Source organism: Paenibacillus silvestris (assembly GCF_009882985.1).
Lineage (GTDB): Bacteria > Bacillota > Bacilli > Paenibacillales > NBRC-103111 > Paenibacillus_E > Paenibacillus_E silvestris.
Genome location: NZ_WTUZ01000020.1, coordinates 124,820 through 148,600, shown reverse-complemented (window position 1 = coordinate 148,600; position 23,781 = coordinate 124,820). Strand labels below are relative to the sequence as shown.

The following is a 23,781-nucleotide window of genomic DNA, read 5'->3' as shown; positions in this document are numbered from 1 at the left end:
ATGAGTGAAATAGTGACAGTGAATAATCTGGCACGGGTCATGGCTGCGCAAGAACGATTGCGCAGTTTGGTGGACCGGACAGGGTCATCCTCGCAGCGGTTGACAGGTTTATTTAACAAAGCTGCTGAGGCCGGGACAAAGCTGAGCCAGATAACGGCAAGACCTGCAATTGCGGGACGGGATTATTTTTCTTTTGTCATAGACAGGATGCTGTTGCAGCTAGCGGACTTGGGACATACGAAGGTTGATGTGAAGCTAATGATCAACGATCAAATCATTCGGACGGCGAAGCAGCTGCGGGAGTTGCTGCAAGGACTAGGCGGCGAATTTTCAGGAAGTTTGGAAGGAAAGGCGAAGGCTTCGGCGTCAGCGTCAGCAACAGCCGCTGTTATTATTGCCGCTCCTCCCCAGAAGGGGCAGCTGGATAAGTGGCTTGACCGACTTTTGATCATGGCAGAAATTGTGAAATTGCTTGGTGAGGCCTTCAAGGCTTTTGGCGAGGGTTTCAAAAGCTTCGCACAAGGGCTCAAAATTTTAAAGGGATTGTTTGCCGGAAACGGCGGTAAGAAAGAGAAATGCAAGGATCCATACCAAGATAATGGCGGGAAACGTACGAAATCCGATGCCGACTCGAAGACCAAACCCAAATCGGGTTCCAAGACGAAGAACAAGGCTGGCGCGAAGTCGAAGAATAAGGCGGCAGCCAGGACCAAAGCACATGCTGGTGACCGAACGAATGCGAGTTCAGACAGAAGGAATAAATCGAGAGTTAGAACGAGAACCGGTAGACAAGACCTAAGTCGTCAACTCGTTCAAGGGAGCGCAGAAGGGCATCCGGCAGCGCCCAGAACGTCTAATCGGTTGGGCAAGTTCAGTCAAGCCTCCAAGCTGCTTAGAACAACTGGTAAAGTGTTTAAACCACTAGGAATTGGGCTGTCTGCACTGGACATTCTGACCTCGGACAATAAAGTAGGCGCAGCCATTCAGGCAGGTGCTGGTGTGGCAGGAGCTGCACTGGGCGCATTTGCGGGCTCTATAGTTCCTGGCGCTGGTACGGCTGTTGGAGGGTTCATCGGCGGATGGCTTGGGGATAAAGCAGGGGAACTCATTGTAAATAAATGGTTCTCAGGGAAAGAGAAAGAACCTCCGAAAGAGGCGCGAACAGAGCTGCTGCCAGCAGGGCGTGAGACTGTTTTGATGTCATCATCTGCAGCTAGTGTTGGCGTGAGTGAGAGCGTTCGTGCGAACAATTACAACATTTCCGTGGACGGAATTACGGTTAATATGCCGCAGGAGAAAGTGGACATGGACGAGCTGGCGCTCACCATTGGTCACCAGATTGTTCTACAGATTGGTGCAGCCATTCAGAATCGTGCGGAGAACGGAGGTGGAGCATATGGGTACTAAAGAAATGAATTTTACATTAGAAGATCCGAATAACGTTTCCTTGTGGTTCCCTGTGAATCCATCCGAAGTTAACATTCGACGCGATAAGAGCTTTGAGACTATCTCCATAATCCGTGGCGGAGAATTGGATGTTCCGCAGGGTGTAAAGGTGAAGGAGATTGCTTTCTCCTCCTTTTTTCCTGCGGTGTATGATGCCAGTTATTGCAAATATCAGCTCCTGCCTGATCCCCAAACGGCGATGAATCAACTGAATACATGGATGGAGGGGAGTGATCCGCTCCGGCTTATCATCACTGGTACAGATGTCAACGTCCTTGTCATGCTGTCTGCTCACAATAGCAGCTTCAAGGGCGGGGAGCCTGGCGATGTGTATTTTGATCTCATTTTTCGTACATGGAAGGATTACAGAATTAGAACACTTGACGAGAGTAGCGGCAATTCAGCTGGACAGACGAGGCCTGATATTAAGCTGATTTCTGCTACTTATCAGGTTCAGTCGGGAGATTCTCTATGGTCCATCGCGAAAATGAAGCTGGGCTCCGGCAGCCGCTGGCGTGAACTGTATGACGGGAATCGCACGGTTATCGGCGACGATCCTGATCTGATTGTACCAGGGCAGGAGTTGGTGATGCCGGGATGACTACTAGACGTTCGGATGGGTCTTACGATATTTGGCTCAACGGGCAATATGCGCTTCGAGATTTCATTTATGAGTTAACACTTGAAGAAGCGCTAGACGAAATCTCGTATAGAGCACAGGCGACAATCGTCGTCACGCCGGACTTTCCAGGAATGAGACCAGGTCAAGATGTACGGGTCGTAGGCGTCCCCTACGGTAGTTCGGAGCAGATAGATTTACTCCATCCTGCAATTGTCTGGCAGTGCGAGAATAGCTATGAACGGGCTGATCGTCTGACCGTAACGATGTACGATCGTACCATTTATTTAGCTAAATCGGAGGACGAATTTGTATTTCCCGCAGGAATGACAGCAAGCGAGCGTATTCGTCGTTATGCAACGGGGTGGAATATCCGTGTTGGCGACTTGCCGGATACGAAAGTTAAGCTAGCGAAGTCGATTTATCGTGCAGAGACGATTTACAACATGATCATGAAAGATTTGAAAGAAACCGCTCGGAAGGGCGGACCGATGTACCGACCACGTATGACGCTAAACGGGCTTGAGCTAGTGGAAATCGGCACTAACCCTGTTATATGGTCGCTGGAGCCTAGTGAAAACGTGATGAGCATTATGCAGAAGCGAACGCTAGAAGGTGCAGTAACTAAAGTGAAAGTACTCGGGACCAAAGATGCAGGAGATGAAAGTGCAGCCCAAGTTTTGGTGATAGAAGAAGGCGAGTACGCTGAACTGGGTACACTGCAGAAAATTGTGCAGGACAGCAGCTATCAATCCATCAGTGAAGCCAAAGAAGCGGCAAAAGCCATGCTTTCGGGCATACAGGAAACAATCAGCGTAACATCGCTCGATATTAACACAATTCGTGCTGGTGATAAGGTCGACTTGGCTGGTAGCGGGATGGACTTGATTGCTATGACAGTTAGGCACGAGCTAGGTGATCCTGGGAAAATGGTACTGGAACTGGGTAGCCCTGAGTTGGTTAGAAGGAGGTTTTATATGAATGAATCCGTATAAAAAGCTGGCGGCTGCATTGGACAACCGCATGTCCGTTCATGCGAGCTCGGCTGTAGCAGGAATGCCCGCTGAGCTGGGGACAATCACAGCAGGCGGGTTGAAACTGGATCGCTTTAAACATGAGATTTCTGATTACTATGTGGCGGATTGGATGGCAAAGCTGCTTCTGCCGGCTTTTACAATTAGTGGTACGGTTACGGGCTTGAGTAGTAGCAATGCTCCGGTGACAGGGGAAGGTGCGTTTACTTTTTCTGAATCGGAAGTTGATGATGTGCGGATTGCGTTTCAATCCGGTTTGAAGGCGGGGGATCGTGTGCTGGCTATTCCTGTGCATGATGGGAACGATGCCGTGATTTTATGCAAGGTGGTGAAGTAGATGCCCAATTTATTTCCTCTCACGGGTACAGGAAGTAGTGAATTGCCATTGTCAGGAGCGGGCAGCAGAAGAGGAGCGGTTGGCTTTGGGCGTAGTCCAAAGTTCGATTATGACCTAGGAGAATTCGTGTTGACGCAGACAGGTAAAATAGCTCAGTGCAGCGGCTCGGAGGCCTGGATGCAGTGGTGTCAGAAAGCTCTGCTCACCCAACGTTATACCTATCTGGCGTATTCTAGGGACTACGGACAAGAGTTCGATGATTTAATAGTCAGGCAATTATCCAAGCCAGCCAATGAAATGGAAATAGCCCGAATTGCAAAGGAGACTCTTATGGTTGATCCGCGTACGGCAAGTGTTGATCACTTTACATGGACGTGGAACCAGAGTGAGTGTTCATTTCAATGCCAGATCACGAATGTGCGAGGCGACAAGAAAAATATTCAAGGAAGTGTGGTGATCAGTTAACATGACTGTTTTGCCGAATTATTTGACCGAACAAACCGAGGAGGCAATTCGTGGCCGTATGCTGGGAGGCTTACCTTCCGATTTGGATAAATCCGAAGGTTCGTATATGTGGGACGCGTTGGCTCCGGTCTCCATCGAGCTAGCGCTGGCAGCGATCCAATCGCAGGAAGTCTTGCGACGGGGGTTCGCCGGAACGACATACGGTCCTTATCTGGACCTGCGGTGTGCGGAACATGGAGTAATGCGCAAAGCTGCGGTGAAGGCCACCGGTACTGTAAGGTTTACAGGTTCACCGGGTACAGTGGTTGCTCAAGGTACTCGTATTGGCACAATAGCGGATGCCATGCAGGGGACGGCTTCGTTGCTTTTTGAAACGATGGACGCCGCTGTTATTGACAGCTCGGGGAGCGTGATATTGGGTGCTCAGGCCGTATTGGGAGGATTAGGCAGCAATGTCCCTAGCGAATCAATCGTCTTCGTCGTTGCGCCATTTACCGGAATCACAGGCGTGACCAATGTCACTCCAATGGTGGGTGGCGAGGATACAGAGAACGATAGTTCGCTGCTGAACCGTTATTATGCCAAGGTGCGCTCCCCAGGTACAAGTGGCAACCGAGCTGACTATCTTAATTGGGCGCTCGATATTGCCGGCGTTGGAGCTGCTCAGGTGCAGCCGCTCTGGAACGGCCCCGGCACGGTGAAAGTTGTCATTATCGGTACGGATAAAAGAAGCGCCTCTCCTTCCACCGTAGCCGCCGTGCAGCAGTATATTTATCCGGCTCCACCTCTGGTGGGCAAAGCACCGATCGGCGCAGCCGTTACCGTCGAATCTGCCTCTGAAATTGCCATCGCTCTGCAGGCCAATCTTAGCTTGAATGGCACAAGAACGCTCAATCAGGTGAAACAAGATTTCGCCGTGGCTGTCCGCAGCTATTTATCCGAACTGGCGTTCTCTTCCGACCCGACCGTACGCTATGTGCGTATCGGTTCGCTGCTTCTTGATACGCAGGGTGTGCAAGATTACAGTAACCTGCAGGTGAATGGTACAAGCGCCAATATTGTGGTAGGCGCCGGTCGCGTTGCCGTCCTGGGGCAGGTGACACTCACATGAGTCTCGTCACTTCCCTAAGCGGAAGGCGCATGAAGGGCTATTTGCCCGACTATTACGAAACGTCGCGCGTCATGGACTCTATCCTGCAAGCGCAGGGCACGGAGCTGGATCTTTTGCGTGTCTCCCTGGAGGAGACACTGCAGCAATTCTTTGTCAGCTCCGCAACGTGGGGGCTGGATGCTTGGGAGGCTGAGCTCGGCATCGCACCGGTGCCGGACAAGCCTGAGGATCAGCGCCGGGCGGTGATCCATGCGAAGCTGCGTGGTGTCGGCACCGTCACCGTGGAGCTGTTGCAAAGCGTGGCCGGCGCGTATGAGCGCGGAGCCGTCGAGGTCACGCAGCAGCCGGCGTTGTACCAGTTCACCGTGCGCTTCGTCGACACGCTGGGTACGCCCCCGAACTTGGATGACCTGCAGGCGGCCATTGAGGAGATTAAGCCGGCTCATCTGCAGGTGGTTTACCAGTACAAGTACTTTTTGCTTAATCAGCTTCACCAAACGATGACAATAAAGGACATTCAAACGAGGAAAATGACCGACTTCGCGCCATTTATTCCCGTTTCATAAGGAGGGAGCAAGCCTATGCCAAGCACGACAACGAATTTAGGACTTTATAAGAAAAACCCGTCTACGGACGGGAATGATACTTTTGATATCACAACCATGTTGAATGATAACTGGGATAGACTTGACGCGCAGTTGGGGGCGCAAGTAGCCGATGTAGCTCCGACCGCCGTGAATTTGGTGAACGGGCTGCAGGTGGTTGATGTGCCTCAGACGGCACCGTTAGAGAACTTGCGGATAACGGGGCGGACGCTTGTTAATTTGTTGGGGCGGGATGGGAATTGCGAGGATATGAGTAGGTGGTGGGATTATCAGGCTACTCACGCTGCTGACACAACAAATTTCACAAACGGTAAACAGGGCATTAAGGTAACATTAGCTGCTTCTTTTACAGCTGGTTGCGCGCTAACAGCAGTTGGTGTCAGTTTAAACCCATCGAAATACTATATCCTCTTAGGTATGATTAAAAATGGTAATTCCTCAGTCGGTGGTAGCTTCTCAATTTCAGGACAGTTTGCAACTACTAAAACGAATATTGTTTCTGACTCAAGTAAGTTTAATCTGGCCTATAAAAAGCTTAATGGTATTACAGCGTTAAATGTGGGTGTAAATTTCAATGTAGAAGGTATTGCAACTCAATATGCTTATGCCGATGAAGTTCGTTTATATGAAATTGGAACGCTTACCGAGTACAACGCGATTGATGCAATGACAGCATCTCAAATTGCAGCTAAATACCCTTATGTAGACGATGTAAAACACGTAACCGCGCCGTATTTGATTAAGTTTGGGGAGAACTTGTTGCCACCGTTTAATGAGTGGCTATCTTTAAGCTCAGGAACGTCCATCACTGAACCCTACAAGATGATTTTATCAACTACTGCGTTAGATCAGGATAATTATGTTGATGTGGTAGCCATACCAAACCAGACCTACACATTGTCGCTGTTAACTATGAGTCAAACAATGCTAGTTGAGTACTTTAAATACGGTACAACTTATTCCTCTATTAAGCCAGACAGTGGCGTAATTACATCGTCGAGTACAACCTTTACTACACCTTCGGATGCTTACATTATGAGGGTTCATTTTTATAATCATACCTTATCTATTGGGTCATTTACATTCGACAAACCGATGCTCAATCTTGGCTCAACAGCCAAACCATTCAAACCACGTAACGACGAAACAATTGCCTTCCCTAACTTACAACTAGCATCAAGTACAGATGGTACGGTGTATGACACTTTGTTTAAGCGTGATGGAAAGTATTTTGAGGAGAAGCGATTTAAAGATATAGTCCTGGACGGAAGCTTGGCTTACGGTATTGCTACGCAGGAGACAGGGTTCAAACAATTTTATGTTTCAATTTTAAATGCTGTAGATACCACGGTGGCAACATCGAACAAGATTATGAAGTATGATGGTAAGTTAATCCTAATAGGCGTACCAGCAAACGTGGCTGATGTTTTCGGAATTACTTCTAACAATGTTTACTTGTCTGTCTCTTCTGCTGATTCTGGTTGGGGAGACTCATATATACCATCAACAGCAGAGATACAAGCGTATTTTAATGGTTGGAAGATGGCACATCTTAATGGCACAACACCATATACAGATACAGGGGCAACATCAAATGGAGCAAAGGTATGGATACCCGTTCTTGGATTTACTGGAAGCAATGGATCGAATATTCTTCCCACAACTCAATCAAGCGCAGCTATAAGCAAAGGATGGACACCTTACAAACTTACCTATCAATTAGCAACACCAACTTTTGCAGAAGTTCAATTTGAAAGTGGCATGTCGCTTCATGAGGGATTGAATCAGATTGAATTAGGGCAAGGGTTGGTTGTGCGGGAGAAGGCGAATCCTAAATTTTCAGGTGGCTACTACATTATTAATCATATTGGTGTCTCAAGTTCACAATTGAGAAATAGAGCATCAAGAATCTGGGCTGTATATAAAAATGGGAGATTGGATACAGCTTGGCTTCGCTACTCTGATTATTCATCATATGGTTTGGATAGGGTTTCTATAGCAAGTTCCATGTTCGACCCAACCGCGACCTACGAAGTCACATATCTTGCACTTGATCAATACCTAATATCAGCGCCAGTACAAGCAGTAACGTCTGAGTTGGCAAGAAACCTTAAAACAGTTGTTAATGCACTGTGTACAAATCAAGCAGACAATGAAGCGCGGATTGCTGCAAACGAGTTATTAGCTAGGCAGATATACAACGTACCACAAAAGACAACGGCAAATATGACGCTGTATGTTGATACTGTAAACGGTGCGGATAATAACGATGGAAGCGTTGGGAAGCCATTTAAGACGATCATGGTGGCTATTAATAACATTCCTCAAATCGTGAATCATACGGTAACAGTCAACGTAGCTGCTGGAACATATGCAGAAGACGTTGAATTAAAGGGATTCTGCGGACGAGGAAGACTCCTTATCAACGGAGCAAACAACGTTGTATCTGACAGTTACGTTGTAAACAGATTTTTCGTCGTATCATGCTCTTTGGCCATTTTTATTATTGGTTTTAAGGCAACTTCTACGACATTGAACAATTTCCATGCCCAATATTCAAATCATATTGTATTTGATTATTGTAAAACTGATGTTACGGCTTCCACAATTTACGCAGTTCGTTATGATTCAAGTTTAGGTAGAGTTAGCAACGGTGTTTTTTCCAACAAATATGGCGCAATAACATCTAGTTTTTCTTCAAATCTTTATTCTCAGAGTAACATCGGTTCGGGAAATATTATTGGCACAGAATCTGCAAATGGGGCCAGTGTTTCTATTTTTGGAACGTATCCTATTGGAACAACAACTTTTAATACTGTTAATACTGGTACACTTACTACTAATTCTGTTCTTAATCCTTGGGGAGATAATACCTATGCAAGCCGAAGTAGATTAGCTGCTATAAACACGGCAGCTCAAAATATAAGTGCGGGAATTGCTACAAAAGTTCTATATCAAAGTGAAAACTTAGATAACTTGTCTGAATATGATAATGGTTTAAGCAGATTTACGGTGAAGAACTCAGGAACTTATCTTATCTCAGGCACATTGAATTTCAGCTCAGGTATGGGGACAGGTGTAGGTTGTACGATATTTGTTTATGCAAACGGTGTAGCGTACAAGACATTAAGGGCTGATAATGGATCGAGCAGCTCAGCTCCTATGCTTAATTTTGTTACGCAGGTTAATTTTGCAACAGGCTCGTACGTTGAGGTTTATGTAGTAACTTCAAGCGCCACAGTTATCGCCACGAATACAACCCTGGATATTACCCAAATCGCTTAAAGGAGAGGAGAACACCTTGAATATTACTCAAGCCATCACACACCTATACCCACAAGCCGTACCACTAATCGACTTCATCGTCCAAGACGATTCAGATGGCAGCGGGCCATACATCGCCCAATGGAACCTCGAAGCCACGCAACCAACTGAAGAAGAATTACAAACCGCATGGGAAGCTATGCAGCCGACGCCCGAGTCCCAGGTCGCGAGCGCTAAACTCTCAAAAACAGCCGAACTCAACACAGCGTGCAACGCAGCTATACTATCAGGTTTCACCTCCAACGTATTGGGTGCAAACCACACCTACGACTTCGACTACGAGGCGCAAACGAATCTCAACACGATGCTCAACGCAATCATGGCTGATCTAATCTCTGAACCTATCATATGGAAAGCTAGCAACATGCTTCAACCGCATACGACTGAACAATTTAAGTCACTGTTCACAGACAGTCTCATGCACAAAACGACCAACATCAACAAGTATTGGGAGCTAAAAACAGCAGTTACTGCAACAAACAGCATGGAGGGTGTGTCGTCTATATCATGGTAAATATTTTGAAAACACAACCACTTTTCCTCCCATCTCAAAAGAAAGGAGCGAAACCGATGAACCAAGTCATGTTCAGCTCGATTTTGGCCGCGCTTAGCGCGTGTGTGACCTATGCCTTCGGCGGGGTAAGTGAATTGATGGGCCTATTCTTGATGGCAATTGCTGTTGATTATGTCACAGGCATTGCAGCTTCCATGAAGGAACAGCGCGGTCTGAACAGCCAAGTTGGCTTCTGGGGGTTAACCCGCAAAGGAATGATGCTGCTTGTCATCATGCTGGCTCACCGCATGGACCTACTACTAAACACGAATCTCATGATGACGGGGGCGATCTATTTTTACTTGGCCAATGAGTTTATCTCGATCACTGAAAATTACGGTAGATTAGGGCTGCCATTACCCAGCTTTTTGAAGCAGATGATTCAAGTGCTTCGCAACAAGAGTGAAGGTTTATGAATAAGGAGAGTTTTATCGGGCGAGTAGCACCTGCTGCACAGGCGAATATGCGGGAGTTTGGCATTCTGGCAAGTGTGACACTGGCTCAAGCGATTTTAGAAAGCGGTTGGGGAAGTCATGCGCCAGGCAATAATTTGTTTGGCATCAAGGGGAGTGGGCAACTGCTAGCTACTCAGGAGTTTATTAACGGCAGATGGGTGCAAATTGTAGATGGCTTCTGTGTTTACGAGAGTTGGTACGAAAGTATTCGCGATCATTCGTATTTTCTTTCCCAAAACTACAGGTATGCCAACGTATTGAACGAGCTGGACTACCGGTTGGCCTGCCAAAAGTTGCAGCACGCAGGATACGCAACCGATCCGCTGTATGCGGATAAACTAATTCGTATTATTGAAGGGAGTGACCTTACGAGATTCGATCAAATTGAAGAGAAAGGGGAGTATATTATGAGTACTGATGATGCGAATAAAATAATCACATTCCTATCTGCGGCTTGGTCAAGCACGGAAGATATGGAAGCTAGAGCTGAGTTTCACCGCTTGGCTAATGAACTCAGAAAAGCATCCGGGCAACAGTGAGTAGCATGCAGGAATAAAAGTCTCTACCGACTCTTATTCTTGCATTTAAGCTAATATGTACAAAAATAGAAGTCTTCAAAGACTCTTATTCGCGAAAAAATACCCGTTAAGGGTGCAATCATTAGAAGATAAGAGTCCCTAGAGACTCTTACACTGCTCAAAGCCAAAATTGACATGGAATAGGAGTCTCCAAAGACTCTTATTCCATTTGATATTCGGGCAGCTACTTGCAAATTTCATCATCCCCTACAGAAAAAAGTTCTTTCCAGCAGCATCCCATACATAAGAACGAACCCGTTTCTGCCCGCTGGCAGGTCGAATAATCCCCTTCTGGTGCAGTGAATGCAGCCATCTGCGAGCATGCTCGACGCGAATGCCAAGTTGCTCCGCCACATCACGAGGCTTAAGAGGGGACATGGAGCTGGCTGCTAGGCGAACGATTTCCTTTTCCCGATTAGCGAGTGACAAGGAAGGTGATTGTTCATCTCCATACCAACGTCCCATAAAGTGCAAGATCATTTTCTGACAGCGTCGCTGCTTGTGAGTAATGTCATCGTAAGAAAAGCGGAGCACTTTCCATCCGTCCAGGACAAGTTGGTTTTGACGCATGAGATTGTCTCCAAAGCGGGAGCGGTCAATGTCTCTGGCATGAGGACCGAAGCCATCAATTTCAATGGCGACTCGGTACGGCGGCCGAAGATAGGCGAAATCGATGAAACGAGTGCCGTCCTGAAAATCTTTTACTTCATATTCGGGATGCAGTTGACGAAAGTGTCCGATAGCTGTCCACCAGACCTGCCGCAAAAATAATGTTTCCGCATGTCCATGTCCTTCTAGCAATCTACGCATCCGTTCACCTGAGCGTTTCCCTTTATGGGAGTTTATTTAAGCTTCATACTCTACTTCAAAGCTCAACCCAATCCCCTCCAAACAAAATAAACCGTCTCTCCATTTAGGAAAGACGGTGTTCTTCACGCATCAACGAGGTACATGTATCCTTGTATTTATATTTTCATGTGTATTCAACTCTTCATATCTTCATATCTTCAATTACTTCCACTAACCCCTACAAAGCATTCTCAATATGCTCATCAATATACTTCTCCAGCTTAATCCGCACATAAGGCGGCAAACCGGATAGCATACAACCATAGCGGAACTTATCGCCATCCGTCACGATCCGAATCACACGAGCGGTGATTGGCGGGAGTTCTGCTTCCTGCGGGAAGTGGATGACGATGAACATGTCCGGCGCAAGTGGTGCAGCGGTTGTGATTTGCAGTCCGCTCTCCGATAGGTCGAAGAGTGTGCCATCGATGTTTTGGCCGGAGAAGGAACCTTCCTGCTCCCATTGGTAGATGGACAACTTCAAGTTGATGTCCAGCTTCACACGCGTGTTCCGGCGGCGTTCACGGCCAGAAAGCGGCGATGCCGGCTTCTCTTGAGCGGCAACAGCAGGCACGCTAGGTCTAGCGATTTGTTGCCCCATCCAGTCTTCGTAGCATTGGATGATAGAGCTCAAATCCTCATCGCCAAGGCCTTTGCTTAATCCCATTTGGAATAAGCCTGCCGTTGTTTGCAGCAGGGGAACTGGCAATTGGAAATTACTCGCCAGCCCCTGAGCAAGCAAGAGATCCTTGAGCATCAGCTTCAAGGAGAATTGATTGCTGAAATCGCGGTTCAATATTTTATCGCCTTTGAGGTCGACTATTTTGCTGTTGGCGCCGCCAGAGCGGACGATTTCTAGAAACTTCTCCAGGTTAACCCCTGCTTTGGATGCGATAGACAAGCCTTCGGCAAAACCAAGCAAGTTAATGCCCACCATGGTGTTATTGGCAAGTTTAGCATAGGAACCGGAGCCGGAGGGACCTAGGTAAAGAGCTTTACGGCCCATGGCAAGGAACAACTGCTCATGTTCTTCAAACACTTCCTGACTACCGCCGACCATGAACGCAAGCGAGCCTTCTTCGGCAGCAGGCTTACTGCCTGTAACAGGCGCGTCGAGGAAGTCGACGAAATGGGCTGCAAGTTCCTCGGCCAGCTTTTGGCTGGTTTGTGGAGAAACGGTGCTGGAATCAATAATCGTTAGAGCGGGATGAATACCGCTTAGAACGCCTTCTTCGCTGTAAAATATATCTAACAAAGCGGCATCGTTGCTAAGCATGGTGAACAGTACATCCGAATGACGGGCAGCATCGGCAGGTGTTGAAGCTACTTCAGCGCCAAGACGAGCCAACTCGTCCGCTTTTTCAGGAGTACGGTTATAAACGGTTACCATAAAACCTTTTTGAATAAGGTTAGCAGCCATGGGTTTGCCCATTGTGCCAAGTCCGATAAAGCCGATACGTTTCATGATCATTCACCTCTGGAATCATTTTATCATGGGAAATCTAACCTGTGAATGCCTTCTTTACTTGCTTTTGTACAAGCAAATAAGTATGCTAGGAAAAGGAAAAAAATAGAGATGGAGGCGAGCATATTGAGCTCTAAGCTACAATTTGACTACAGCAAGGCATTGTCCTTTTTATCCCAACATGAGGTTGATTATTTGTCTGGGCAGGTAGAACTGGCGCATGATCAGCTGCATAACAAAACAGGTGCCGGCTCTGATTATTTAGGATGGGTGGAACTGCCTGAGAAGTATGACCGTGAGGAATTTGCTCGCATTCAAGCGGCGGCAACACAAATTCAATCCGACTCTGAAGCGCTTGTTGTTATCGGAATCGGCGGTTCATATTTGGGAGCGCGCGCTGCGCTAGAAATGCTGTCCCATTCGTTCTATAACATTTTGCCTAAAGATAAAAGAAAAACACCTGAGATTTATTTCGTTGGAAATAACATCTCCTCTACATATGTAACGCACCTTCTTCAATTATTGGAAGGCAAAGATTTCTCCGTGAACGTGATTTCGAAATCCGGCACGACGACAGAGCCAGCGATTGCTTTCCGTATTTTCCGTGAATTGCTCGAGAAGAAATATGGTAAGGAAGCCGCTCGCAAACGGATCTATGCAACAACGGATCAAGCTAGAGGCGCTTTGAAAACACTAGCCAATGAAGAAGGCTACGAATCTTTCGTAATCCCTGATGATGTGGGCGGACGGTATTCCGTTCTGACTGCAGTTGGCTTGCTGCCAATCGCGACAGCTGGTATTGATGTAGAAGCGATCATGAAAGGTGCTGCGGATGCTCAGCGTGAGTACGCGAATCCGAAGCTTAGCGAGAACCAGGCATACCAATATGCGGCTGTTCGTAACGCGCTTTATCGCAAAGGCAAAACAATCGAAATTCTCGTTAACTATGAGCCATCTCTACACTTTGTTTCCGAGTGGTGGAAGCAACTGTTCGGCGAAAGCGAAGGGAAAGACTACAAAGGTATTTACCCGGCTTCTGTAGACTTCTCTACGGATCTTCACTCCATGGGCCAATTCGTTCAAGACGGCAACCGGATCTTGTTTGAAACGGTGATTCAAGTAGATCAAGTGGCTGATCATATTACGATCGGTACAGATGCTGATGATTTGGACGGACTTAACTTCCTGAGCGGGAAAACGATGGATTTCGTGAACAAAAAAGCCTTCCAAGGCACGATGCTCGCTCACACGGACGGACACGTACCGAACCTAATCGTTACGCTGCCGGACATGACGCCTTACTCCTTCGGGTATATGGTATATTTCTTTGAAAAAGCTTGCGGGATCAGCGGTTATCTGATGGGTGTGAATCCTTTTGACCAACCAGGCGTTGAAGCTTACAAAAAGAATATGTTTGCACTCCTGGGCAAACCGGGTTACGAGAAAGAAAAAGCGGAGCTGGAAGCACGTTTAGAGAAGTAATTTACGCAGGTAAGGAACAAAAACGATCCATCCAACCGGATAGATCGTTTTTTTCGTGGAAAATTACCATTATTTATGTGGTAAATTTTCTTACAATATTGTCGAAGTCAAAACTAGTGTGTAGAATGTAATGAAACAGTTGTTTCCTTCTACCAAGAAAGGTCGGCTATGCTAGCAAATTTCAAAACAATCCAATCGTACGGATCGTCGGAAATCATCATCAAGAAGTCGCGTTTCATCGGTCATGCCAAACCTGTGGAGTCAGAAGAAGAGGCTGCCCAGTTTATAGAAGCGATCAAGAAGGAACACAAGACGGCTACCCATAACTGTAGTGCATATGTCGTCGGAGACAGGGACCAGATTCAGAAGCAGTCTGATGACGGAGAACCGAGCGGCACGGCAGGAAAGCCGATTCTGGAAGTAATTAAGCATCAAGGGCTCAAGAATATTGCAATCGTCGTAACTCGTTATTACGGCGGTATCATGCTCGGCGCGGGCGGACTCATTCGGGCTTATACGGATGGAGCCGTGGTGGGCATTGAAGCTGCACAACCCGTTTACAAAGTGAATCATCAGAGGGTGATGATTGAGGTTGATTATACGTGGTATGGCAAAATTGAGAATGAACTGAGAAATCAGGGAATGCTTCTCGGGGATATCGATTTTACTGATAAAGTAACAGTAAATTGTTTTCCTTTAGCAGGAGCTGCGGATGCATTTATCAACTGGGCAACAGATTTTACGCAAGGTCAAGGTATGATTATCGCTGGAGAGAACGAGTACGTCGTTCACAAGAACCTGCCCGGATAGGCAGGTTCAAGACTAAACAAAATTAAATAGGCTAAGGATGCGGAGGGATTGGAATGGCTAGGAAAGCAGTCGCGCAAGAGCTTAGCAGAGAACGAATACTTACCGAGGCGCGGGATTTATTCGCTACTTTCGGCTATCGCGCTTTAACGATGCGCAGCATCGCAAAAGCAATGGGGTACAGTCATGGGGCGTTATATTACCATTTTACAGAGAAAGCCGAACTATTTTACGCGTTAATTAAAGACGATTTTTCCCTGCTGATGCAGCGTCAACGGGAGATGATCGTACGTGAACATGGATTTAGCGTGAATTTGCTTCAAAAGTTAATGATGGAATTCGTCTGGTTTGGCCTTACTAATCCGAACCACTATGAAATGATGTTCATGCTGAATGAACCTGAACTGCAGCAGTATTCCCGTACTGAACAAGCGCAATGCCTCGAAATGTTCTCCATCGTCGTTCGTCAGGTTGTAACGGACCAGCCTGGCTTCGAAAGCAAAAGATTTACTCTTCCTTGGAATTTGTTTATGTCTCTACACGGCCTTATATCGTATTGCATCCAGTTTAAAATTACTTATGAAGAAGCCCGCAGGCTGGCAGATGAGCACATTCGTCTTATTTGTGTAAGCTTGGACCTAGATTCTCATGAGCAGCAGCGCCCGCTTGTCAAAATGGTGGGACCGCATTTGCCGATCACCAATGCCATATAACTAGTTAAGGAAGAGAGACGATGGTCTTTCTTCTTTTTTTTGCCGTGCGCGAAGCTTGTATTTTACATTAGCACTCATGTGCATTAATATAGGGAAAAGAACAGCTGGGAAGGATGAGGGTCTAACATGGATTTAAATAATTGGTCGGAAGAAAATGTGGAATTTATGTTTGAAGAAATAAAGAAGAAGCTACGCATGGCTACGGGGGGCTCGATTAAGGCCTCTAACGTGAAAGAGGAAGTGTATGAAGATCTGAAAGACTTGTACGACATTGTCGCAAGTAAGGATAGATTCAGTATCAGCGAGATCGATGCTATAACAACAGAGCTTGGAAAGATTCGTAAAGGATAAGCACTTATTGATAAAATGCTGTTTTTCTAGGCGTATGACCTGGAAAAGCGGCATTTTTTTATAGACGAATGACTATTTTTCCGAATGGGTGGACAGCTATCCAAGCGATGTTACCTACACAGGAGTACACTGTAGAGCAATGTATCCCTGGTGGCTAAAAGGAGGTGGACGTTCGTGGCATCCCAAATTCGTAAATCAGATGTTCGTAAATTGGTCGGCAAACAAATTGTGGCTCTTAAGAAAGACGGAACAAGCGTGTCCGGTAAATTGGTAAGAATCAGTGGAAACACGTTGATCGTTTCTCCACAAAAAGGTAAAAAAGTTCAAGTTAAAGCGATTATCCCTTTGGTACTGTTTGACCTGTTAGCAATTGGTACTGCACCATTTGGATTCGGTGGCGGCTTTGGTTATGGTGGCTTTGGCCCAGGCTTTGGAGGAGGCTTTGGCCCTGGTTTCGGTGGCTTTGGCGGTGGCTTCGGCCCTGGCTTTGGAGGCTTTGGAGGCTTCTGGTAGGAAGGTAGAAGGAAGGGGCTGTGCCGAAACGGTGCAGCCCTTTTTTTGCGTTTATGAGAATCGTACACCAATTGGTTGACGAATGAATAGGCTAGCATACAGGATTCATCCCATAGCCTTGTCAACCTTGATAGGAGTGAGCAGTATGCCGAGTTCTATCGTTTTTAACATGATCAATATCAACAATCAGAACACCAATGCCACCATCGGGATCGGTGAGAACGCACAGTCGAGCTGGGATTCGCACAGTAAGAACAATTACGGAACCGGTGAGTTCATCGGCAATTCGATCTCCGCCAATATTGTGAATTTCATCTATGATAATGACTTTATTGATGCTCCAATCAATGATCAGGATTTCAAACCGGCAGTCACGAATCAAGCTTAATGGAGTGAGGTGAGTCGTATGCAGAGAGCAGCTCTTCCCGTCATTCCTCTAGACCCGCCGCTCATTCAGTTTGACTCTATTCATGTGAATGCGATATCGGATGGTTCCGGTATTTTTATCGGGACGAATACACAAGTGTACTGGACAACAAGCGGTAAGTCGAATTCCGGTCTTGGCGAGGTCAGCGGCGAGAACAATTATGTCGTGAGTAATGTTAATACGGTTCACGACAATGACATTATCGACGCACCTTACACCAAAGGGGATCTCGTTATTGGCCGTGTCTAAAAGGCAGCTTCAACGCGTCTTCAATCCGGCGTTTGCGGCGTGCTAACGGCCTCTTCCGGCTTTTTGGCTCCTGTTGCTGGGGTGAAGCCGGAGGCTTCCGCCTGCGCAGTTATCATCTCCTGGAGCCAGTCAGGTGTTTCATTATCACCGATATTGAGCATATCGAGGAAGTCGGAGTCGTTGAGCATGGAGCGTGTTCCAACCAACTGATTGTGGTCGCCTTCTACTTCGCCAAAGCCTTGTACAGTCTTCTGATTGCTCTGGAAATCGGTGGGCCAATTGTTGCCCATATTGATACAAGAAGCACTTTCCACCGATCCGATTCGGATCGAGCCGATAATAAAAGTCGGTGACATGAAGGATGACAAGGGGAAACACCTCATTTCGTTTTGGATTGCGGCGGCGTGTATTTGTAGCCAGTGGAAGTTCGCTCTGTCGATGACGCTGCGCCGTCGTTGCCGGACTCCGCCTGCGCGGGGGACTCTCCCTTAGATTTAGTGGGGGTGGGCCGTGAAGCGGCAACAGGCGGCTCTTTTGACACTTGAGTACGCTGAAAAGCCTCATCGAGAGGGCCTTTTTTCTCATTCGGCTTGGCCCCGAAGTTGTTCCCCAAATTTAAAGAGCCACTCAGCTCTTTGATATCCAAGTGATCCAAACGAAAGGTCAGATTTTCCAAGACAGGCTGATGAACATGCAGGGTATCTATATGAATCTGCGGATGTTTGGCGGTCAGGTTTGATAACTCGTCTTCTAATTTTTTCAGACGCTTTTCTAATTGCTGAACGGTAAGGGAAGTAGAAGTAGCGACAGAGGCGGGCTCATGTCTACTGGGAGCAGCTGCTCCGACTTGAGATGGTGCCACAGTACTCGCTCCTTGCGGTTTGGGAGGCGGCGATTTTTTCTTTTGAAACCACATGGTTGTTTCTCAGCTCTTTCGGATAAATGGTTTGAAATCAAAGAGGTCCCCATCGTTAACGACATGCTTGCCGCCAATTACAACATTGCCCTCGCCACTGACTTCTCCGAGTCCCTGGTTGGTCTTCGCGGAATGCCGCCTGCCGACAATCCGATTCGTTCCCTTGTTCACACTGGAAGATGCCGCGAGGCTGTCGATATGAATGGATTGAAATTGGATGCGTACCACAATAATCCCCTCCAAATTCGTTTTTACCGAATGTTCTCTTTTAACTATATGGGGACAAACGAAGATTCATTTCTCTTTTCCAAAATCGCAAGACAAATAACGCCCAGCCTTGATCCTATTGCAGGCAGGTGACGGTGTCTCCGGCAAGCTTAGGGTGGCTGAACGTTATGTGAACTGAATAGGAATAACTTTCTCCCCATCGGGTGGTGCCAAAGGAATGCGGATGATAAGCAGACCGTTATGATACTGCGCCCGCATTTGTTCGGTCAAAGCTCTTCCGGGTAAACGAATGGTACGCTCGAAGGCCCCGAAGAAACGCTCGGACAGCCTCATTTGCTCATCAAGCACTTGATAAGGCCTAACTAGATGTCCTCGGATTAACAGCGATTGATCACGGAAAGAAAGCTGAATCTGCTCGGGTGCGGACAACCCGGGAACCTCCGCGACAACAACGAGCTCCTGCGGTGTTTCATACATATCGATTCTTGGCCCGGTTAACGGGATGATACTGGCAATGTCCTGCCAGAATTCAGGGCCCAGCACATCGCCGGCTTGCGCCGTGAGCCCTTTCCAATCGGGCTTAGGCGGACGGTTGCCTGGAGGATTCATCGACCATCATCACCTGACTTTTGCATAGAAAATAGCGCTGCAAGCAGCTTGCTATTAGTTTATGTACAGCCGCGGCGGATTATGGCACTCTTGGGAAGCGGATCATTGCGGAGGCCGCTGCTCCGCTAATTTCTGCTGCGCCATACGAACGAGCTCCTTCACCATTGCCCCGCCAATTGGACCGCCGATCCTGCCCGCGTCTTCCGAGCTTAATTGGCCGTTGTAACCTTGCTGCAGGGGAACACCCAATGTTCGAGCGACCTCATATTTGACCAAATCAGGCCGTTCTGGATTCACATGATAACCTTGATTTCGCATGACTTGCGCTTTAAGAATTCCGAGTCCATGTTCGGATCCGGGCACGATGGCCCGGTTGCTTCTTCTACGTGCCATTAGGCATCACCTCTTGGTGATTAGGATACCCCTCTGGTCGTGGGACCATTAGCCCGAAATGTAAAATATTTATGTCCCAAATAATTTCCAATGGTATACAAGCCATTTCCAACTAAAATAGCGGCATTGTGCAGCCAGTTTGCCTGCAAGTCAGGCCACAGTGCGCCTGCGGCTTCAGAAAGCAGCAGACCGCAGCTATATGACAAGCCATAACAACTTAATATAACGATCGCAAATTTCCACCAACTGCTGCCCACACTGGCATTCGAACGGAACGTAAATGTTCGATTAAGCGTGTAGCTGACGATAGCCCCTAGCGTATTTCCCGCGAATGTCGAGAGCCAATAGTTCAAGTGCAGCAAATTGAAGAAAGCGAAGCTGGCCGAAAGACCAACGAGCGTATTGAATACACCGACAAGTAGAAATCGTAAGAAGCTGCCTGATAACAATCTCAATAATCGTTGTTGCATCATGTTAACGCCGGTTCGAAGCAGTAGGGATGGATGGCGAATTTACCTGTAATTCATCCTGTTCCTGAGCGCTCCCTTTCAACACCTTCTCAATGACAAAAAGCGGTCTCTGCTTCACTTCTTTATATATTTTTCCTATGTATTCACCGATTAGACCAAGCGCTAGCAGCTGCACACCGCCAATGAACCATACCGACAAGACCAGTGAAGTCCAGCCCGTCACATTGGCTCCCAGCAGTTTGCCGATAATGGCATATAAGCCAGCAACGACACTGAGAAGGAACAGGACGAAGCCCATTAATGTGACGAAACGGATCGGTGTTACACTGAAAGACGTGATGCCGTCGAAAGCGAAGGCTAGCATTTTGCGCAGTGGATATTTCGATTCTCCAGCGAAACGCTCTTTACGGTCGTAGTACACCTGAGCAGACGGGAAGCCAAGAAGCGGCACCATGCCACGCAGGAATAAATTAACCTCTTGGAATTTCTCCAAATTATCAAGAGTACGCTTGCTCATTAAGCGAAAATCTGCGTGATTGTAATGTATTTTCACCCCAAGGGAAGTCATTAGCTTATAAAAGCCTTGCGCAGTTGCCCGCTTGAAGAAAGTATCTGCCGATCGATCCTGCCGAATACCGTACACGATATCGTAGCCTTCCCGGAATTTGAGGACAAATTCTCGGATAACGTCCGTATCATCCTGAAGATCTGCATCGATGGATACAACACAATCAGAATAAGCTTTGGCGTGCATGAGACCGGAAAGCAAAGCGCTTTGATGACCTGCATTTCGGGCCAGTTTTAGCCCGGTAACAAAGGAGTTTGAGGCGTGAAAGCGCTCGATAAGCGACCACGTTGCGTCCTTGCTGCCATCATCAACCAAGAGCATGGTGCTCGTGCTTGCGATTAGATGATCTGTGATGAGGGCGTCGATTACGCCGCTGAGCCGGAATACCGTTTCCGGAAGGACTTCTTCTTCGTTATAGCAAGGAACTACAATGGTTAAAATCGGAGTAGCCACAATTCCTCGTCTCCATCCTGAGTAGGTAATAAGAGTGATACAGGCTTCCATTATAACGTAAAAGCTCACAAAAAAGTAAGCGGCCGAGACGAATTCATCGTCCCAGCCGCTTTCATAAGTCATTACCAACCAAATCCGAAGGTACTTAGAACGATAACCAAGAGGATGAATAAAACGAGGACTACAGCAGCTCCATTGTAGGTTGTTCCGCATCCGCAACTCATGTCTATCCCTCCCTTCATAAAATTACTATATGTCATTCATCTAGATGGCGTATGGATGAATGTCCATATTCGTCATTTTATTTGGGGACGTGTCCATATGACGTTACGATGCGGAGCCGATCAAGATAAGGTTTCCCATTTGGCCCACATTTCGGGCGGATTCATCTCATAGATCTCGTTTTCCCTGAACATAAACTGATGCATAATAAACTCCCGGCGAATCGTTGCGAAATCGGGATGGAACTGCTTAATCCACTCGTTAAGCTCTTTCTCCGTATACGTGCGTCCTTTTTCGAGCTGATCGATGAGATGCCCCAGTACGATTAGCTTCTTTTTAAGTTGAGAAGGGATATGTTTGAGCTTACCGTCTTGCGTGAAAAAATTGCGAATAATGGACTGCTTCAAGTTCTGGCGTGTGTCTTCTGTTTGCATGGATGCTGATTCTCCTTTCTGATTTTTGAAAATGAGGTCAGCTGTCGCGCTGGCGTTGCTGCGAATAAAATATTCGTTTAATGCGAAGTAAATCGTATTCTTGTCTCTGCGTTCGTGAATGAGGCTGGCTTCGCGAAGTTTGGCAGCATGATGGGTGATTGTAGCGGGTGTAACGCCTAATTTCTCGGCAAGCACTTGACCGTTCAGTTCCCCGTCTCTTAGCAAAATGAGCATGCGTATACGCGTCGCGTCGGACAGCGCTTTGTGGTAGGTGATAATTTTATCTAACTGCATGGCAGGCGCACCTTCCTAATCAAAACTAATTTATCAATCATCTAATTAGATAATAATTAAATTAGTTATCGAAGTCAAGACGGCTGTCGCGGAAGTGTTCAAAAGTTTCTTATTTGGTCCTAGTCATGTAAAATAATCTATAAAGTAGTTATCATGGTTGTTGATTAAAAAGGGGATTGGCCTAATAATGCGTGTACTTATTATGACGGCAGTAGCGCCTGAAAGAGATGCTGTGCAGCGGGGGCTTGGTCATGACAGCAGGTTTGAATTTGCTTTGGCCGGCGTAGGTCTTGCTGCAGCGGCTGTTAATGGCGCAATGGTGCTTGCCGCAGCACACTATGATTTGGTTGTTATATGTGGTATTGCCGGCGGATTTCCCGGACAAGCGGAGATCGGATCCCTTGTGGTCGCGAGCGAAATCATCGCCGCGGATCTTGGCGTGGAGCTGCTCGACGGCTTCAGCTCCCTCGATGAGCTCGGCTTCGGCACAACGCGCATCAGCGTTGCAGCGGGTACGGCCGAGCGATTGACGGCGGCGCTCACGGCCGCCGGCCTTAGCGCGCGCACTGCGCCGGTGCTCACGGTAGCGACAGCCACCGGGACGGCGGCTACCGCAGCTCAGCTAGCGGCGCGCGTGCCCGGAGCTGCTGCCGAAGCCATGGAAGGCTTCGGCATTGCCACGGCCGCCGCAATGCGCGGTGTGCCTGTGATTGAAATCCGCGCGATTTCCAACGCGGTCGGTCCACGTGACCGCGATGCCTGGCGCATCGGCGATGCTCTACAAGCTTTAGAAGCAGCAAGTTCAGTCTTAGCGGAGGTGCTTTAAAAATGAAAATTGCGTATTCACCTTGTCCCAATGATACTTTTGTCTTCCATGCTTGGGCGCACGGCTTAATCCCTGGCGCTCCAGAGCTGGATGTCTTATATGCCGACATCGACATAACGAACAAGCTGGCTGCCGAAGGCACTGGCCCCGACGTGCTCAAAATCTCATACGCCGCACTCCCATGGGTGCTGGAGGAGTACGCGCTGCTGCCCTGCGGCGGCGCCTTGGGCAGAGGCTGCGGCCCGCTCGTGCTGACGCAGTCCGGCGCAGCAGATCCTGACCCGGCACAGCTTAGCGGCCGCCGGGTCGCCGTGCCAAGCGAGCGCTCGACCGCGTACTTGCTGTTCCGCCTGTGGGCGGAACAGAACGTTCCCGGCGGCGTCGGTGAAATCGTGGTCATGCCGTTCCACGAGATCATGCCTGCCGTACGGGACGGCCGAATTGATGCCGGCCTAGTGATTCATGAAGCGCGCTTTACTTACCCGTCGTACGGGTTAGCGCTTCTCAAAGATTTGGGCAGTTGGTGGGAAGAAGATACCAACTTGCCGATCCCGCTCGGCGCCATTGTAGCGCGGCGCACGATGGATCTTGAGGCGCTTGCGGGCTGGGCCCGCGCCTCTGTAGAGTACGCGTGGGCGCATCCGGAAGCTTCGCGCGACTATGTGATGCAGCACGCGCAGGAGATGGACCCGCAGGTCGCTCAGGCGCACATCAACCTGTACGTGAACGAGTTCACCGCTAATCTTGGCGATGACGGCTATGGCGCTGTGTTGACCTTGCTTCAGCGCGCAGCAGAGGCAGGCATTGTGCCGCAGATGGATTATGCGGCACTGCTGAAGTAGATTCTGCTGTGCAATGCCAATCTCAGCCTTGCTGTAGCTTTGCCTCGCCCAAGTGCTACCCTGAACCACCCTCGGAACCAAATAGGGGGAACTACAGTCCCCTATTTTGGGTTAAACCGTCTTTTCCCGGCAGCGAAGGGAAC

31 protein-coding genes are annotated in these 23,781 nt (G+C 48.0%); 20 read left to right on the top strand and 11 right to left on the bottom strand.

Annotated elements, in window-relative coordinates; translation table 11 throughout:
• The 11 genes from GQF01_RS16055 to GQF01_RS16005 are packed head-to-tail and all read left to right on the top strand — an operon-like array spanning position 1 to position 10,488.
• The gene (locus GQF01_RS16055) at positions 1–1,407 is read left to right on the top strand and encodes a hypothetical protein (RefSeq protein WP_161407760.1); all 1,407 of its coding nucleotides are present in this window, start codon (positions 1–3) and stop codon (positions 1,405–1,407) included.
• Positions 1,397–2,047, top strand: a complete 651-nt coding sequence (locus GQF01_RS16050; protein ID WP_235959800.1) for a LysM peptidoglycan-binding domain-containing protein — start codon at positions 1,397–1,399, stop codon at positions 2,045–2,047. The genes GQF01_RS16055 and GQF01_RS16050 overlap by 11 nt, the downstream gene beginning before the upstream one ends.
• Positions 2,044–3,060 carry an XkdQ/YqbQ family protein gene (locus GQF01_RS16045; protein ID WP_161407759.1) on the top strand — a complete coding sequence of 339 codons (1,017 nt, stop codon included), beginning with the start codon at positions 2,044–2,046 and terminating at the stop codon, positions 3,058–3,060. Before GQF01_RS16050 ends, GQF01_RS16045 begins: the two co-directional genes overlap by 4 nt.
• Complete coding sequence (locus GQF01_RS16040) at positions 3,047–3,436, top strand: hypothetical protein (protein ID WP_161407758.1); 390 nt, start codon at positions 3,047–3,049, stop codon at positions 3,434–3,436. The genes GQF01_RS16045 and GQF01_RS16040 overlap by 14 nt, the downstream gene beginning before the upstream one ends.
• On the top strand, positions 3,437–3,901 hold the full coding sequence (locus GQF01_RS16035; protein ID WP_161407757.1) for a DUF2634 domain-containing protein: 465 nt from the start codon (positions 3,437–3,439) through the stop codon (positions 3,899–3,901).
• A gap of 58 nt (positions 3,902–3,959) precedes the next feature.
• Complete coding sequence (locus GQF01_RS16030) at positions 3,960–5,012, top strand: baseplate J/gp47 family protein (protein ID WP_235959795.1); 1,053 nt, start codon at positions 3,960–3,962, stop codon at positions 5,010–5,012.
• Entirely contained in the window at positions 5,009–5,578 is a 570-nt protein-coding gene (locus GQF01_RS16025; RefSeq protein WP_161407755.1) for a YmfQ family protein, read from the top strand. Before GQF01_RS16030 ends, GQF01_RS16025 begins: the two co-directional genes overlap by 4 nt.
• A gap of 15 nt (positions 5,579–5,593) precedes the next feature.
• Positions 5,594–8,902 carry a hypothetical protein gene (locus tag GQF01_RS16020; RefSeq protein WP_161407754.1) on the top strand — a complete coding sequence of 1,103 codons (3,309 nt, stop codon included), beginning with the start codon at positions 5,594–5,596 and terminating at the stop codon, positions 8,900–8,902.
• Positions 8,903–8,918: 16 nt separating this feature from the next.
• Positions 8,919–9,455 carry an XkdW family protein gene (locus GQF01_RS16015; RefSeq protein WP_161407753.1) on the top strand — a complete coding sequence of 179 codons (537 nt, stop codon included), beginning with the start codon at positions 8,919–8,921 and terminating at the stop codon, positions 9,453–9,455.
• A 56-nt stretch (positions 9,456–9,511) separates the two neighbouring features.
• Positions 9,512–9,910 (top strand): phage holin family protein, encoded by a 399-nt coding sequence (locus GQF01_RS16010; RefSeq protein ID WP_161407752.1) that lies wholly within the window; start codon positions 9,512–9,514, stop codon positions 9,908–9,910.
• On the top strand, positions 9,907–10,488 hold the full coding sequence (locus GQF01_RS16005; protein ID WP_161407751.1) for a glycoside hydrolase family 73 protein: 582 nt from the start codon (positions 9,907–9,909) through the stop codon (positions 10,486–10,488). Before GQF01_RS16010 ends, GQF01_RS16005 begins: the two co-directional genes overlap by 4 nt.
• 246 nt (positions 10,489–10,734) lie before the next feature.
• Here the strand turns inward: GQF01_RS16005 and GQF01_RS16000 are convergent, their stop codons facing one another.
• Together GQF01_RS16000 and GQF01_RS15995 are read right to left on the bottom strand one after the other, a co-directional pair.
• Positions 10,735–11,337 carry a DNA-binding response regulator gene (locus GQF01_RS16000; RefSeq protein ID WP_235959792.1) on the bottom strand — a complete coding sequence of 201 codons (603 nt, stop codon included), beginning with the start codon at positions 11,335–11,337 and terminating at the stop codon, positions 10,735–10,737.
• Between the two features lie 217 nt (positions 11,338–11,554).
• Positions 11,555–12,841 carry an NAD(P)-binding domain-containing protein gene (locus GQF01_RS15995; RefSeq protein WP_161407750.1) on the bottom strand — a complete coding sequence of 429 codons (1,287 nt, stop codon included), beginning with the start codon at positions 12,839–12,841 and terminating at the stop codon, positions 11,555–11,557.
• Between the two features lie 126 nt (positions 12,842–12,967).
• Between GQF01_RS15995 and GQF01_RS15990 the strand changes: the two genes are divergently transcribed.
• From GQF01_RS15990 to GQF01_RS15960, 7 genes are all read left to right on the top strand, one after another.
• A complete protein-coding gene (locus tag GQF01_RS15990; protein WP_161407749.1) occupies positions 12,968–14,323 on the top strand; it encodes a glucose-6-phosphate isomerase in 1,356 nt (451 codons plus the stop codon).
• Between the two features lie 168 nt (positions 14,324–14,491).
• Positions 14,492–15,133 (top strand): YigZ family protein, encoded by a 642-nt coding sequence (locus tag GQF01_RS15985; protein WP_161407748.1) that lies wholly within the window; start codon positions 14,492–14,494, stop codon positions 15,131–15,133.
• Between the two features lie 53 nt (positions 15,134–15,186).
• Entirely contained in the window at positions 15,187–15,843 is a 657-nt protein-coding gene (locus GQF01_RS15980; RefSeq protein ID WP_161407747.1) for a TetR/AcrR family transcriptional regulator, read from the top strand.
• Between the two features lie 126 nt (positions 15,844–15,969).
• Positions 15,970–16,194: a DUF1128 domain-containing protein gene (locus tag GQF01_RS15975; RefSeq protein ID WP_161407746.1), complete on the top strand. Its 225-nt coding sequence runs from the start codon at positions 15,970–15,972 to the stop codon at positions 16,192–16,194.
• Positions 16,195–16,368: 174 nt separating this feature from the next.
• Positions 16,369–16,707: a 50S ribosomal protein L33 gene (locus GQF01_RS15970; RefSeq protein ID WP_161407745.1), complete on the top strand. Its 339-nt coding sequence runs from the start codon at positions 16,369–16,371 to the stop codon at positions 16,705–16,707.
• A gap of 82 nt (positions 16,708–16,789) precedes the next feature.
• Positions 16,790–17,095 carry a spore germination protein gene (locus tag GQF01_RS15965; RefSeq protein ID WP_328803469.1) on the top strand — a complete coding sequence of 102 codons (306 nt, stop codon included), beginning with the start codon at positions 16,790–16,792 and terminating at the stop codon, positions 17,093–17,095.
• 18 nt (positions 17,096–17,113) lie between these two features.
• A complete protein-coding gene (locus tag GQF01_RS15960) occupies positions 17,114–17,383 on the top strand; it encodes a hypothetical protein (RefSeq protein ID WP_161407743.1) in 270 nt (89 codons plus the stop codon).
• Between the two features lie 20 nt (positions 17,384–17,403).
• Here GQF01_RS15960 and GQF01_RS15955 read toward each other — a convergent pair whose 3' ends face one another.
• The 9 genes from GQF01_RS15955 to GQF01_RS15915 form a co-directional block, all read right to left on the bottom strand.
• Positions 17,404–17,739 (bottom strand): hypothetical protein, encoded by a 336-nt coding sequence (locus GQF01_RS15955; protein WP_235959790.1) that lies wholly within the window; start codon positions 17,737–17,739, stop codon positions 17,404–17,406.
• A gap of 23 nt (positions 17,740–17,762) precedes the next feature.
• Complete coding sequence (locus tag GQF01_RS15950; RefSeq protein WP_161407742.1) at positions 17,763–18,245, bottom strand: hypothetical protein; 483 nt, start codon at positions 18,243–18,245, stop codon at positions 17,763–17,765.
• A gap of 63 nt (positions 18,246–18,308) precedes the next feature.
• Complete coding sequence (locus GQF01_RS15945) at positions 18,309–18,527, bottom strand: hypothetical protein (protein WP_161407741.1); 219 nt, start codon at positions 18,525–18,527, stop codon at positions 18,309–18,311.
• A 165-nt stretch (positions 18,528–18,692) separates the two neighbouring features.
• Positions 18,693–19,136 (bottom strand): Hsp20/alpha crystallin family protein, encoded by a 444-nt coding sequence (locus tag GQF01_RS15940; protein ID WP_157317986.1) that lies wholly within the window; start codon positions 19,134–19,136, stop codon positions 18,693–18,695.
• 102 nt (positions 19,137–19,238) lie between these two features.
• A complete protein-coding gene (locus GQF01_RS15935) occupies positions 19,239–19,529 on the bottom strand; it encodes an alpha/beta-type small acid-soluble spore protein (protein ID WP_161407740.1) in 291 nt (96 codons plus the stop codon).
• Positions 19,530–19,549: 20 nt separating this feature from the next.
• Positions 19,550–19,999, bottom strand: coding sequence for a GtrA family protein (locus GQF01_RS15930; protein ID WP_161407739.1), 450 nt, complete (start codon positions 19,997–19,999; stop codon positions 19,550–19,552).
• A gap of 4 nt (positions 20,000–20,003) precedes the next feature.
• A complete protein-coding gene (locus GQF01_RS15925) occupies positions 20,004–21,071 on the bottom strand; it encodes a glycosyltransferase family 2 protein (protein WP_202556464.1) in 1,068 nt (355 codons plus the stop codon).
• A gap of 71 nt (positions 21,072–21,142) precedes the next feature.
• On the bottom strand, positions 21,143–21,244 hold the full coding sequence (locus GQF01_RS15920; RefSeq protein WP_157317989.1) for a YjcZ family sporulation protein: 102 nt from the start codon (positions 21,242–21,244) through the stop codon (positions 21,143–21,145).
• A gap of 120 nt (positions 21,245–21,364) precedes the next feature.
• Entirely contained in the window at positions 21,365–21,970 is a 606-nt protein-coding gene (locus tag GQF01_RS15915) for a DUF2087 domain-containing protein (RefSeq protein WP_161407737.1), read from the bottom strand.
• A 187-nt stretch (positions 21,971–22,157) separates the two neighbouring features.
• Here GQF01_RS15915 and GQF01_RS15910 point away from each other — a divergent pair, with 187 nt between their 5' ends.
• Both GQF01_RS15910 and GQF01_RS15905 read left to right on the top strand, forming a co-directional pair.
• Positions 22,158–22,796 carry a futalosine hydrolase gene (locus GQF01_RS15910; protein ID WP_161408212.1) on the top strand — a complete coding sequence of 213 codons (639 nt, stop codon included), beginning with the start codon at positions 22,158–22,160 and terminating at the stop codon, positions 22,794–22,796.
• Between the two features lie 2 nt (positions 22,797–22,798).
• Positions 22,799–23,638: a 1,4-dihydroxy-6-naphthoate synthase gene (locus GQF01_RS15905; RefSeq protein WP_161407736.1), complete on the top strand. Its 840-nt coding sequence runs from the start codon at positions 22,799–22,801 to the stop codon at positions 23,636–23,638.
• The last annotated feature ends 143 nt before the right edge of the window (positions 23,639–23,781 follow it).